Below are 13,519 nucleotides of genomic sequence, written 5' to 3'. Positions count from 1 at the left end.
TGAAAGATCTTATCTTTTTTCTCTCTTTGCTTCACTTTATATCCTCCTCATATCTGTCGGCAATTCTCAAAGCTTCAGCTCGTACTTTGTAACATCCATCTCCACTTTTCCATCTGCAAAGAAGGAAATTCCATCTGCCTCCAGATCTGTATATATCGTTGCAGTCATCACATGCTCTCCATCATTTACAAAAATCTCAGCACTGAAACGGTCCAGGATCAGGCGAAGCTTAATTTCTCCATTTTCACTATTCACAAGGCTTCTTCTCTGATGGATAATTGCGCGTCTGGAACCGGAGAACTTACGGTCAATTTTCAATACGGATTCATAAGGGCGGAAGCTTACTGCTGTATGGTACGTATCATTCTGGGCAAAACGCACTGCAAATTTCTTATAAATATTCTGCGCATCTGCCGGGCGAAGAGTGATTTCCATATCCACGCATCTTCCCTCTATGCCATCCAGACGAATTACATCCTCAAAAGCAACATTCTTATATTCTGTCTTATTTGTGCGAAGCTTCTCAATTTCCCGAACCGGTTTCTGGATCAGGCGGCCGTCTTTAATGGAAAGCTCTCTTGGAAGGCTCATCTGTCCAAACCATTTTCCCTTCGGAATTCTGTTATTCGCACATGTATCCCAGTTCTGCATCCAGCCGATCATAATTCTTCTTCCGTCTGGTGCTTCCACTGTCTGCATTGCATAATAGTCGATACCATAGTCCACTGCCTGGTCTTTTTCCGGAATAAAGGTTTTGGTCTCCTCATCAAATTTACCAATCAGGCAAAGAGTTCCATCACCATTGTGGTACTCAAAGCCTTTTGGAAGCATATCCTGAGGGCTTACAAGTACTACATCTTTTCCATCCAGGGTAAAGAAATCCGGGCACTCCCACATTTTTCCGAATCTGCCATCATTAGAAAGCATTACGGATTCAAACTCCCAGTTAAACCCATCTTCACTTCTATACAGAAGAATACGGCCGCCTGTTCCGTCCGCCCTGTCATTTACGATCACGCAGCGGTAAGTGCCATCCTCGCATTTCCACATTTTCGGATCACGGAAATCAAAGGGGCTGCTGTTTTCCGGCATGTCTTCTGCTGTAAGAATCGGATTTCGTACATCCTTTTCATAATCCATCCCATCACCGACTGCAAGGCTTTGTGTCTGTATATCGCGGACACCTCCATCCGGCTGTGCTTCTTTTCGCACACTGGTGTACATAAAAAGCTGTTTTCCATCTGGAAGCGTAATGGCACTTCCTGAAAAACATCCCACATAATCATATGGCATGTCCGGGGCAATGGCTGCCGGAAGGTATTCCCAGTGAAGAAGGTCATCACTTACCGCATGTCCCCAGTGCATTGGTCCCCACTGGGAATCATATGGATAATACTGGTAAAATAAATGAAATTTGTCTTTGTAATAAGAAAAACCATTGGGGTCATTCATCCATCCAACTTTTGGAGATAAATGAAATTCCGGTCTCTCCAAAGGTGTAATATTCTGAGCCATTGCATCTTCGTATCTTCTGGCATCTCTTAAAGTCTGACTTATCATAATCATATCTCCTGTTGTTATTTATTAATCAAAACACATTTCAAGATAGTAATTATGGGGTCCAAAAATATTACTATCATTGGACCCCATTTTGGTTTTAACCTTTTACTGCTCCGGAGGTAACACCCTCAACGATGTAACGCTGCAGGAACAGATACAGAACCAGGATCGGAAGCATAGCCAGAAGGAGGGCGGCCATTACCAGTCCGAGGTCTGTTGAATAAGTACCATAGAATGCCTGTGTTGCAATCGGAAGAGTATACAGTTCTTTACGTCCGAGAACAAGGCTTGGAAGAAGGTAATCATTCCAGAATGCCATTGCATCAATAATCGCAACTGTTGCGATGGTTGGTTTCAGAAGCGGAAATACAATTTTCCAGTATGTCTGCCATCTGGTACATCCATCAATAAATGCTGCTTCTTCCAGCTCCATCGGAACGCTGGTGTGAATTGCACCATGGAACATGAAGGTTGCCATGGAAAGGGAAAATCCCACATGCATAAGGATCAGAGTAATACGGCTGTTCAGTACTCCAAAGATGCCACCGTAAAGAGAAACCAGCGGGATCATAAGTACCTGGAACGGAATAACCATAGATGCGATCATCAGGGAAAACAGAATACCGCATGCTTTCCATTTATTACGAACGATTACAAACGCTGTCATTGCAGAAAGCATAATTGTAAGGATCGTAGAAACGGTAGTAATCAAAAGAGAGTTTGTAAAAGATGTTGCAAAGTTCATCTTTTTCATAGCATCTGTGAAGTTGGTCAGGATAAATCCGTGAGAGCCAACCAGTGCCAGCGGATCTGCCGTGATATCACCTTTTGTCTTAAACGCATTGAAAATTACCATGATAAACGGGAAGATAAATGCCAGAAACAGAATAACCAGCACTGCCATTGTAATAAAATGGCTGATTTTTTTCTTCTGAGCTGCTTTTTTGTTTTCGTCCATTATGCTGCCACCTCCCCTTTCTTACCAATGTAAACCTGAGTCACACCTACGATCGCGCAGACAACAAACAGGATCAATGCCTCTGCCTGACCGGTACCGTAGTTTTTGTAAGTAAATGCCTGATTGTATACGTGCATAGCTGCCATTACAGAAGAGTTAAATGGCTCACCTTTTGTCAGGGAAAGGTTTACATCATATACCATGAAGCATCTTGTAATCGTTAAGAAAAGACACTGTACAAAAGAAGATCTCATAAGCGGGATCGTTACGTTAATGGTTGCCTGTGTCTTGGTACAGCCGTCGATCTGGGCAGCTTCCATAAGGCTCTTGGATACGCTCATAAATCCGGCTACATAGATCAGCATCATATATCCTGCGTACTGCCACACAGATACGATGATCAGACATGCCATTGCACCGTTGGTGGTTGCCAGCCAGGAAGTGGAAAGAGCACCTACGGAAAGAGATTTTCCAAGTGATACAAATGCACGGTTAAATACGAATTTCCATACATAACCAAGTACGATACCACCGATCAGGTTCGGAACAAAGAAGCCTGCACGGAAGAAGTTCTGGCCTTTGATTCCGCTGGTAAGAAGGTATGCAAGGAAAAATGCTACCACATTTACCAGAATTACAGCGATAACAGAATAAATCAAGGTACGTCCAAGTGCCTGCCAGTAAGCTGCATCCTGAAATGTAGCAATGTAGTTTGCCAGTCCAACAAATGGTTTGTCTTTTGAAACACCGTCCCAGCTTGTAAATGTAAGATATAATCCGTAGATAAATGGAAGGATTACAACTGCACTAAACAGGACAGTGGAAACGCCAGCGAACATCAAGTACTGTTTTACTTTATATTTCATGGTGTTTTGTTCCATAATCACGATCCCCTTTCCCTTTTCTTTTTTGTCTCCACCCTTTTCCCGCTGCCTCCGAAAATCTATTATCCAGTACTTTTCTTTTTGTGAGGGAAAGAGGCCGCACGCCGCATGGCACAGGCGTGCAGCCTCTTGAGGGGGGGTGGCAAATTTCTATAAAACTACAGTATGTTTGTTAAATTAATAAGTTGTTACCAAAGGATAAGTCTTAGTGCTCTACAGGAGTTGTGTTCTTCCAGTAGTCTTCAAGCTCTGCTGCAAACTCAGCTCTGTCAATCTGTCCTGCGAGGTATTTCTGGAAGGTTGCACCGCAGATGGAAAGGTGATCATCCGGAAGGTAATTGTAGTTGTCAATCAGAGCTGCTTCATCAGCATATTTCTTAACAGACTTTCCAAGTGGATCGGATACTTCTTTTTCATTGTTAGAGAATGCAGGTACAAGTGCACATGTCTCAGCAATGAAGCTCTGTCCTTCATCGGAATCAGCAAGCCATGCAAGGAAGTCCTTAGCTGCCTGACGCTGCTCATCACTTGTTGCATCAGAGGAATCGATCATCATGAATTTGGAACCTCCACCAACAAGCTTCTCATTGGATCCGTCATCTGTGTTCTGCGGTACTGGCATCATTCCCATATTCTCTGTATAATCATATGCATTGATTACGGACCAGTCCCAGTTTCCTCCGAACATGAATGCGATCTGTCCTTCAGCAAGCATCATCTCGGTTGTCTCACGCTCTGCAGCGATTGCAGAATCTTTTGCGTAATTATTCTCCATCATTACATCGAAGAAGTCCATAAGAGAATTGAATTTCTCATTGTTTGCAAGGTCTGCTGTTCCTTCATAAAGAGAGGAAACAAATGCTTCTACATCTGGCTGCTGCTCGTAAACCTCAGCAAGGAAGTGAGCTGCAAGGGACCAGTCCTCTTTCATGATACCGGTAGGTGTTTCCATTCCGCCTTCTTTCAGTTTCTCAAGAAGCTCTTTAAAAGAATCAAGTGTCTTGTAATCATCCGGATTGAATGTCTCGCCTGTGATTGCTTCGATTGCATCTGCATTGTAAATAACACCGCGTGCTTCAAGGCAGGTCGGGAAACCATTGATCTGTCCGTCAACTCCGATTGCGTAATCAGTCTCATTAACCCAGCTCTGATCGCTTAAATCAATTGCATGGTCTGCTGCAAGTGAATAGATATCTTTCGGGTCTACCATAGAGATTGTATATGGATCATTCGCAGAATATCTGGTAGCCAGATGAGCAGATACTGTATCACTATTGTAATAAACCTCTACGCCAACGCCGGTCTCTTCTGCATACTGAGCAGCTAATTCTTCGAACTGGCTCTGAACCTCCATCTTGGAGTTAAAAATTGTGATGTTCACATCGTCTGCCATAACCGGTACAGATACACTTGCCATTGTTGCTGCTGCAGTTGCAACTGCAATTGCCATTGAAATACGTTTTTTCATTTTTGCTTCCTCCTGTTTTTTACGTTCTTGTTGAGACGTTTTCTTGATGATTGTATGATAGCATTGTGCTTTGAATGTGTCAAGCGGTTGTCATGTTTTTCCGTGGTTTCAAAGTTATTTCGTTAGTTTTACACTATTTTAAACGCCTTATTTTATGCAATTTTACATGTGTTTTATACTGGTATGTTGCGTTATTTCAGTTTTTTCTGTTTTTTCTTGAAATTCGCTCTTTTCAATATCGCAACCGCATATCATATTTATTATCGTACAAAACAAAGCGAACAAGTATGTTTCATACTTCCTAAATCCATCAAGCTTTTAGAGACTTGTTACGCTTTGCGCGTCAGATGCACTCTGCTTTAACAAACAGATTCCTATTGCATAAAAAAATCAGCTGCTACGCAAAAACCAGAGGCAATTGCTATAACAGCTGACTTGTAATTTTCTATTCTGGAGATTTCCCGATTGTCTAAAAGAAATTCCTGTTTCTTTCAGGTTGTTCCCCTCTCAACCAGGGTAACCGGAAATACAGTCTTGGTGGGTACCACTTTTCCCTCATCAATCTGTGCAATGGCAGCAACTGCCATCTCCGCCATCTGCTCCACGGGCTGATGAATTGTCGTAAGTCCCGGGCTGGTAAACTGCGCAATGTTCACATCGTCAAAACCTACAATCTTCAACTGCTGCGGAACCTTGATTTCCAGATCCGCACATGCCTGCAGTACGTAAGCACCAATAACATCTGAGCTGGCAAATACACCGTCCACATCAGGATTATCCACCAGTACTTTTCTCACAAATTCATAATATTCCAGAGAATCAAAAAGACGGTTATCCGTTACCATAACCACATTATCTTTATTTAATCTCTTACAGGTATCGCTAAATGCAACTTCACGGAGATCTCCGGGCATATGGATATCAACCCCTGCGCTTGTTCCGCCGATAAACATCAGCTTCCTGCAGCCCTTCTCAATCAGAAGCTCCGTTGCCAACACTCCGCCCTGATAGTTATCACACTCAATCCCGGACGTCCCTTCATCCATGGAGCGCTCCAATGTGATCAGCGGAAAATCCAGTCCTTCAAACTTCTCAGTCTCAAAGCTTCCACTGCAGAGAACAACACCGGCCACTCTTTCACTTTTGCACATCTCAATGCACTGTTCTTCACGCTCTTCTTTATATCGCGAAACAAAAAGCATGATGCGGTATCCCCGTTTCACAGCTTCTCTCTCCAGGCGGCTTAAGACCTTGGAAAAATAAGGATGTTCAATACTCGGCAGAATAACTCCGATGGTATTGCTCTTCTGTTTGGACAAAGCACGAGCTGTCTCGTTAGGCTGATAATTCAGCTCTTTCATTACCTGATATACTTTCTCACGGGTCTTATCACTGATATATCCTCTGTTATTCAGGACTCTGGAAACTGTTCCTACCGTCAAGCCTGAGGCCTTCGCCACATCCTTAAGTGTTGCCATATATATAAATCTCCTTTATTGCGAGCTGCAGTATTTTTTTACCGAATCAAATAGTGAAGCGGACCTGGAATCTCCGCTTGACTTTCATCTTGATTTTATCACCTCGTAGTTTCTTGTGTCAACCGATAAATATATTCCGTTTTCACGCCGTTAAACTTACTGTTGCTGTTCACTGGTAACATTCCGCGAGGTGTTTTTTGAACAAAGTTCACAGTAACAACTTACTCTGTTTTTACACCGATAAGTATATTCTGTTTTTACATCCACCCGGCATCCATGTCACTGCAGGCCATCACCACGCAGTCGATTCCAAGAAGGATCAGATAACCGCCAATAATAAAGCCCGTTGAAAACAACGCTACCCACGGCCAGATGATCATCAGACAACCAAGGATGATTCCAAGAATATTTACAATCAAGGTAAAGTAATAGTAAAATTTTCCTGCCAGACGGACCAGAGGGATGTGGGTCAATCTGGAAACAGAATGAGCGATGAACCAGATTGGGAGAAGCAGGGTCATAATCAGCTCTCCGGCATTTGGGTACATCAGAAGCATTAGTCCGGCAAGGAGACTTAAAATTCCAGTCACCAGAGCAATGGTAGGTCCGAAGCCGATATAGCGCTCTGTTTTTGCATAAAATACAATATCTGAAATTCCGGTGATGACAGCAAGTAAACCATACGCAAAGGTAATTCCGCGGAGCATGCCGCCCGGATTACACAACGTATAAATCCCAAGAAGGATCAGCAGGATTCCCTCAATGAGTTCCAGCCAGCCATAACGTGAACGTCTTCTCATTTTTCCTCACTCTCCTCTTTGTTATTTAAAATTTTCATAAACTCTTCGCCAGTTATCGTTTCTTTTTCATAAAGGAACATAGCCAGTTCATCCAGTTTTTTACGGTTGTCTGTCAGGATCTTTTTGGCTTTTTCATGTTCTCGCTTTACTAATTCTACGACCTTCTCATCGATTTCCTTCTGGGTATCTGCAGAGCAGGAAAGGGATGCATCGCCGCCAAGGTACTGGTTGGAAACGGTTTCCATAGCCACCATGTCGAACTCGTCGGTCATTCCGTAGCGAGTGATCATAGCTCTGGCAATCTTGGTTGCCTGCTCGATATCGTTGGAAGCGCCTGTGGTAATCTCGCCAAACACGATTTCTTCTGCAGCACGTCCGCCGGTGAAGGTTGCAATCTTATTTTCCAGTTCTTTCTTTGTCATCAGATACTTGTCACCAGTTTCTACCTGCATGGTATAGCCGAGTGCACCAGAAGTACGCGGAATAATAGTAATCTTCTGAACAGGAGCGGAATGGTTCTGAAGGGCTGCCACCAAGGCATGTCCGATTTCGTGATAGGAAACCACTTTTTTCTCCTGGTCAGAGAGAACTGCGTTTTTCTTCTGGTAACCAGCGATTACCACTTCAATGCTCTCTTCCAGGTCTGCTTCTGTAACGATTGTACGTCCGTCACGGACTGCACGAAGTGCTGCTTCGTTTACAATATTTGCCAGCTCGGCTCCGGATGCACCAGATGCCATACGTGCGATGGTGTGAAAATCCACATCATCGGATGCTTTGATTTTTCTTGCATGAACCTTCAAAATTGCTTCACGTCCTGCAAGATCGGGAAGCTCAACTGGTACGCGGCGGTCGAAACGTCCTGGACGGGTAAGTGCCGGGTCAAGGGATTCCGGGCGGTTGGTAGCTGCCAGAATGATAACCCCATTGTTGCCTTCGAAACCATCCATCTCTGTAAGCAGCTGGTTCAGTGTCTGCTCACGCTCATCGTTGCCCCCTACCTGGCCATCACGTTTTTTACCGATGGCATCGATCTCATCAATGAATACGATACATGGGGCTTTCTCTTTCGCCTGCTTAAAAAGATCACGAACTTTGGAGGCACCCATACCTACAAACATTTCTACGAATTCAGAGCCGGACATGGAAAAGAATGGGACATTCGCTTCTCCGGCAACGGCTTTGGCAAGCATTGTTTTACCGGTACCTGGAGGGCCTACAAGGAGAACGCCTTTCGGCATGGAGGCTCCCACGTCTGTGTATTTCTTTGGGTTATGAAGGTAATCTACAATCTCTGCAAGGTTTTCCTTGGCTTCATCCTCTCCGGCTACATCTGAGAAACGGATTCCTTCACTGGACTGAACGTAAACCTTTGCATTGCTTTTTCCCATGCCAAATGCCATGGAGTTTTTGCCTCCAGCCTGTTCCATCAGCTTCTTCGCCATATAATTTCCAAGAACTATGAAAATGATCAGCGGCAGTAGTCCGGTTACCAGGAAGCTGAGAATCGGGGAGGTCTGCTGGTCGATGTCCTTAGTAAAGGTGGCACCGCACTCATACAGGCGGTCAGTGAGATCCGGGTCATTCATAAGACCGGTTTTGTAAATTTTTTCATTGTTCTTGTCGGTAAAGACGATCTGGTTATCTTCCACTTCTACTTTACCGATGTTTTTGTCATTGATCATGCTCATGAAGGTACCGTAATCGGTTTCTTCTACCTGATGCTCCATCAAGATTGGGGAAACCACCAGATTAAAGACGATCAGCACCAGAAGCACAATACCGTAATAGTAGATCAACGGCTTTTTTGGGGTTTTTACTTCTTTCATGGTTGTAGTCCTTTCTTATGTAAACTAACTTTGTATTGACTTTTTTGTCAAAGCTTTTCCGCATCATTGCTTTGTCTGACAGACTATTGTCCACTTGCTTACGAAACGGACATGTCACCTATAATCGACTGCCAACAATACAGTATATAAAAAATCAGACACGCCATTATGCCTGTTACTGCTCTTCTGCCTCTTTCTTCTCTTCCAGACGCTGGGCTTCAATAGCCTGCAGCGATACCAGAAGTGCCCGGTTTACTGCCTGCATTGCAAAATCAAGGGCGTATTCTGCGGTGAGGATTTTCTCCTCCGTTCCTGGGAGCACATTTCCAAATATTGGCTCCTTATTTTTCAAATTTATGTTTTCTGCCTCCAGCACTTTTCCAACTGCTGCCTCCACCTGGTCGTAGACGCCTGCCAGCTTCATTACACAGTCTGTCTTGGAATGGCGAAGTCTGTTTTCCAAAGTGATACGGCTTTCCTGACATTCCTGTCGAAGATTCTGGATCTGTTGGTGGAGTCTTTCCGTATCCATACTCTCCGCCAGCTGAATCCGACTGTGGGTCTGTTCCAGTTTTTTATCCAGCTCGTACATTTTTACGGATAAAATTTCATGTGCCATATATGGTTCCCTCCTCTCCTTGCGGATTACGTTATCATTTCTAGTACATCGAAAATTAAGTTTCTGCTATATTGGCGCAGGATGATTTCTTCATATGCAAGGCGGAGGAAGGAGGCGTAGCGGTGGCTACGGCGACCGACGACAACGCAGCAGATGAAAAATCAGACAAGTCAATATGGCAGTTACTTAATATTCGATGTACTAGCCTTCCTCAAACAGGCTCTAGAACATGTTTGAAAAAGGCTTTCTGCAAGATGTGCGTCACAATCACGCTCCGTAATCCTGATAATTTTATTCTAGTACAAGCAAAAGAAAGTGTCGATAGTCAGAAATTTCACCGTGTATAGACAAAACGGGCAAAGTGTAAAAAATACACCTCGCCCGTTTGATCTCTTATTTAGTTTCCTCCATGTATTTGCAATCGGCCTCTGGATTCTATTCCCAGTCAGTCTCCGCCTCCGTCACTTTCACTTTCAAAACTGCTTCAAGGTCAATAAACGCAGGAATAAAACTGTCACGAATAAACAGGAGCATTTCATCAATCGCATCTTCGTTATATATATAAACAGATGTATTTCTTTTTTTCAGCATAAGCAGCCATACAGCAGAGTCATTTACAAATCCCAATCTGTATCCCAGCTGTAAGATTTCTCTGGGAGAACCCGTCTCCGCGCCAGCTGCGCCATGAAGCTTCAATACTTCCTGTAAAGCTTTCCATGCAAGTTCAAAAGTAAGATTAAATTGTCCAATTACACCTGTTCTGTATATTTCATTATTCTCAGCAAGTTTAAAATCAGCATTTTTCAGCACAGAAAGACAGTTAGAAAAATTATCAAGTTTTTTCATAGATTACAACCCTTTCTGGAAGATCATAGCCCATACTTTGCCGCCTCCATTTCCTGTAAATACAGTCAAACGATATTTTATAGTTCTTCTGGAGCATTCTTTCCCATCATAATCAAATAGACTTCGTGTACGATCATATCCAGATTCTTCGTATCCTCCGGTGTCCAGTCCTGGAAAATACCAAAGATAGCATGGCTATGGTAACGGAGGATCAACTTCAGTTCCTGGCGGCTGTAGTTCCGGTACAAATTTTCTTCCTCCACAATGCTCTCAAACAACTCGCAGGTTCCTTGCATAAGGGTTTGTTCCAGTTCTTTTCCATAATTACTTTCTATTCCTTTTCGCACTTCGGGTATAGCATTGATGGCAAAAACAAACAGATACTTCAGCGCTGCTTCTGCGCCGCCCTGCTCTTTGCACGCCTCTAGCAGCCGCCTGGTTCCCTGCTTTATGCTCCACTGAATCATATCCGGTATTCCTTCGAAATGGTAGTAAAATGCCTGCCTGGTGATCTGGCACTCTTCCACAATATCCTTTACTGTAAGCTTCTTTACTTTTTTCTCCAGAATCAGCTTACGGGCTGCTTCTGCGATGATCTCTTTCATGTCCATATACTGTGGTTCTCTTTCCTTTATCCGGTGTTGAATCATAAACAGTCTCTAATTCTTATACCTTAATAGCTACATGCAAATCATATTATCGGCAACAACGACTAACTACAGCTCATACAATTTCACAGGTTATATATCTTTAACAATTTTCCTATGACGCTTATACCCACTGCATTTTCCAATAATGCTTATATTCATACTTTGAGTTTCTAATTTGACTCTTCTGAATCTGCAATATTTTCCTCATCTACAGTATCTTGTTTCTCTGGTACCACTGCATCTTCTCGCACCTGCATAGCGGCTCTCTCACGAATGCTCTTCTTCGGGGCGGCCGGTTGAGATTGCTGAGAGGATTTCTTCCTGGCTGGGTCTACTGCAAATTTGCGTTCCGGATCAGCCTGGGCAACTTTGCCTAAACGGGTGGCACCCCAAAGTAAAAACAGCGGAAGCACAATGGCTGTAAAAAGAAGCCCCAGATTCATCAATCCGGTAAAAAACAGAATTACCTGCATGACAATCTCTGTTATAAGAAGCGATATGGCCAGTTTCACAGAAAATCTGCTCTTATCTACTCTGTTGGAATTTCTTACAGATAGAAATCCAACTACAGCTTCCCAGATTCCTACTGCAATAAAACAAATACCAATCCCTTTCAGAAGTCCACTTCCCACTCCGGCATTCTCAAGAAGTTCTACATACTCTGCAGTTCCTTTATCTGCTTCCAGAGCTGTCATAAAGAAATTGATTCCATACATGATCGTGGAGGTAATGGCTGAAAACATCAGGAAAATACCACCAAACATCAGACACATCTTGCCATTCATCGCCTGCCGTGTCACCTTCATCTGCTCAAATTGATCCATAATCAAACCTGCCTCTCTTTTTTGCGAACCGACAAAAACACAATTTTAATATTAGTCTAACATATCACTTTTCGTTTTTCAATGTACAGGTTCCTGTTCATGTAACAAACATTATGGGTTACGATTCTCGATCTTCGCAGAAACAGGCTCTAGCTTAATAATTACCTTTACTTTCCAGATTCAGCTTTATATAATGTATTAGAGTGTGTTTGACGCACAAGTTACATGTGAAAGGCAGGTTTTACCAATGAACTGCAATAAAAAAGATCTTTTACTTTATGCCGTTACTGACCGCAGCTGGTTAAATGGCAGAACTTTATATGACCAGGTCGAAGAAGCCTTAAAAGGTGGGGCTACCTTCATTCAGCTACGCGAAAAAAATCTGGATACAGATAGTTTTCTCAAAGAAGCTGCGGAAATCAAAGAGTTATGTGCGCGCTATCATGTACCATTCGTGATCAATGACAATGTAGAAATTGCAAAAGAAATCAATGCCGATGGCGTTCATGTAGGGCAGGAGGATATGGCTGCTGGTAATGCCAGAGCCATCCTCGGTTCTGACAAAATCATCGGCGTTTCTGCGCATACAGTTGAAGAGGCTGTTCTTGCTGAAAAAAATGGCGCAGATTATCTGGGAGTAGGTGCCGCATTCCAAACCGGAACCAAAAAAGATGCCGGCAATATCAGCCATGAAACTATAAAACAAATATGTGAGGCTGTAAATATTCCCGTTATTGCTATCGGTGGAATTACACATGACAATGTAATGGAGCTGGCTGGAAGCGGTATCTGCGGAATTGCAGTTGTAAGTGCCATCTTTGCAGCTGAAGATATTACAAAAGCAACCAGAGAGCTTAAAGAGCTTACTCTCAAAATGAAAGATTCTACTTGTATTTCCAAAGACAATGCATCTTCCAGGAAAGGAATTTCATGTTAAGGGGTGCCATCTGGGATCTGGATGGTACGATTCTGGATTCTATGTCAGCCTGGGATCATGTAGGCGAAAATTACCTGCGAAACCAGGGAATTGAACCTGAACCGGATCTGGATGAAGCAATCGCCACTATGAGTCTCCACCAGGCAGCTGACTATTTTATTGAGCACTATGGTGTAAAACAGACCCAAGATGAATTGATCAAGAGTGCTGTAGCAATTGTAGATGATTTCTACCGCTATGAAGCTCAGCTGAAGCCTCATCTGAAAGAATTTCTGGCTCAGCTTCATGAGACCGGAGTCAAAATGTGTATTGCCACTGCTACAGAGCGCTCCCTCGTGGAAGCTGCCCTGGCACGTTGCGAAGTGCTTGATTATTTCAGTGAAATCTTTACCTGCTCCTCTGTGGGTGCCGGAAAGGACGAACCAACCATTTATCGGGAAGCCTTGAACTTTCTTGGCACTGACCGAACCAATACCATGGTCTTTGAAGATTCTCTTCATGCCCTTACTACAGCTAAGAAAGATGGCTTCTATACCACTGCTGTGTACGACTCTCATGAAGAAAATCAAGAGGAAATACAGCGTCTGGCAAACTGTCGGATTCATGATTACGGTGAGTCGGAAGAGTTTATTAATTTTACAAAAAATCTATAGAACTTTTTATTTG

General features: G+C 43.3%; 14 protein-coding genes. 2 read left to right on the top strand and 12 right to left on the bottom strand.

The features are described 5' to 3' along the window. Positions 1-66 precede the first annotated feature (66 nt). The 12 genes from AB5706_RS10865 to AB5706_RS10810 all read right to left on the bottom strand — a co-directional run bounded on the left by AB5706_RS10865 (position 67) and on the right by AB5706_RS10810 (position 11,916). Positions 67-1,560, bottom strand: a complete 1,494-nt coding sequence (locus AB5706_RS10865; RefSeq protein WP_347160917.1) for a glycoside hydrolase family 32 protein — start codon at positions 1,558-1,560, stop codon at positions 67-69. A 97-nt stretch (positions 1,561-1,657) separates the two neighbouring features. Then, entirely contained in the window at positions 1,658-2,518 is an 861-nt protein-coding gene (locus AB5706_RS10860; RefSeq protein ID WP_270413668.1) for a carbohydrate ABC transporter permease, read from the bottom strand. After that, positions 2,518-3,399, bottom strand: coding sequence for a carbohydrate ABC transporter permease (locus tag AB5706_RS10855; protein ID WP_118581952.1), 882 nt, complete (start codon positions 3,397-3,399; stop codon positions 2,518-2,520). The genes AB5706_RS10860 and AB5706_RS10855 overlap by 1 nt, the downstream gene beginning before the upstream one ends. Before the next feature lie 208 nt (positions 3,400-3,607). Next, a complete protein-coding gene (locus tag AB5706_RS10850) occupies positions 3,608-4,870 on the bottom strand; it encodes an ABC transporter substrate-binding protein (RefSeq protein WP_347160915.1) in 1,263 nt (420 codons plus the stop codon). A 491-nt stretch (positions 4,871-5,361) separates the two neighbouring features. Beyond that, on the bottom strand, positions 5,362-6,348 hold the full coding sequence (locus tag AB5706_RS10845) for a LacI family DNA-binding transcriptional regulator (protein ID WP_347087648.1): 987 nt from the start codon (positions 6,346-6,348) through the stop codon (positions 5,362-5,364). Between the two features lie 257 nt (positions 6,349-6,605). Continuing rightward, a complete protein-coding gene (locus tag AB5706_RS10840; protein WP_173769784.1) occupies positions 6,606-7,148 on the bottom strand; it encodes a DUF308 domain-containing protein in 543 nt (180 codons plus the stop codon). Then, positions 7,145-8,977, bottom strand: a complete 1,833-nt coding sequence (gene ftsH, locus AB5706_RS10835; RefSeq protein ID WP_173716087.1) for an ATP-dependent zinc metalloprotease FtsH — start codon at positions 8,975-8,977, stop codon at positions 7,145-7,147. The genes AB5706_RS10840 and ftsH overlap by 4 nt, the downstream gene beginning before the upstream one ends. 175 nt (positions 8,978-9,152) lie before the next feature. Further along, complete coding sequence (locus AB5706_RS10830) at positions 9,153-9,596, bottom strand: hypothetical protein (protein ID WP_173716086.1); 444 nt, start codon at positions 9,594-9,596, stop codon at positions 9,153-9,155. A 182-nt stretch (positions 9,597-9,778) separates the two neighbouring features. Next, positions 9,779-9,877: a DUF6783 domain-containing protein gene (locus tag AB5706_RS10825; protein ID WP_368366094.1), complete on the bottom strand. Its 99-nt coding sequence runs from the start codon at positions 9,875-9,877 to the stop codon at positions 9,779-9,781. Between the two features lie 154 nt (positions 9,878-10,031). After that, positions 10,032-10,442 (bottom strand): HI0074 family nucleotidyltransferase substrate-binding subunit, encoded by a 411-nt coding sequence (locus AB5706_RS10820; RefSeq protein ID WP_173772280.1) that lies wholly within the window; start codon positions 10,440-10,442, stop codon positions 10,032-10,034. A 77-nt stretch (positions 10,443-10,519) separates the two neighbouring features. Next, a complete protein-coding gene (locus tag AB5706_RS10815) occupies positions 10,520-11,053 on the bottom strand; it encodes a TetR/AcrR family transcriptional regulator (protein WP_173773498.1) in 534 nt (177 codons plus the stop codon). Between the two features lie 209 nt (positions 11,054-11,262). Beyond that, entirely contained in the window at positions 11,263-11,916 is a 654-nt protein-coding gene (locus tag AB5706_RS10810; RefSeq protein ID WP_173772276.1) for a hypothetical protein, read from the bottom strand. A gap of 247 nt (positions 11,917-12,163) precedes the next feature. On the opposite strand from AB5706_RS10810, the gene thiE reads away from it, so the two are divergent. Next, positions 12,164-12,853: a thiamine phosphate synthase gene (thiE, locus tag AB5706_RS10805; protein ID WP_173772274.1), complete on the top strand. Its 690-nt coding sequence runs from the start codon at positions 12,164-12,166 to the stop codon at positions 12,851-12,853. Further along, positions 12,847-13,506: an HAD family hydrolase gene (locus tag AB5706_RS10800; protein ID WP_173772272.1), complete on the top strand. Its 660-nt coding sequence runs from the start codon at positions 12,847-12,849 to the stop codon at positions 13,504-13,506. The genes thiE and AB5706_RS10800 overlap by 7 nt, the downstream gene beginning before the upstream one ends. The last annotated feature ends 13 nt before the right edge of the window (positions 13,507-13,519 follow it).

The organism is Ruminococcus sp. RTP21484sp1_RTP21277st1_D2_RTP21277_210401 (assembly GCF_040924225.1).
GTDB lineage: Bacteria > Bacillota > Clostridia > Lachnospirales > Lachnospiraceae > Blautia_A > Blautia_A faecis.
The sequence above is the reverse complement of the archived record's forward strand: the minus strand, read 5'-3'. Positions and strand labels throughout refer to the sequence as shown.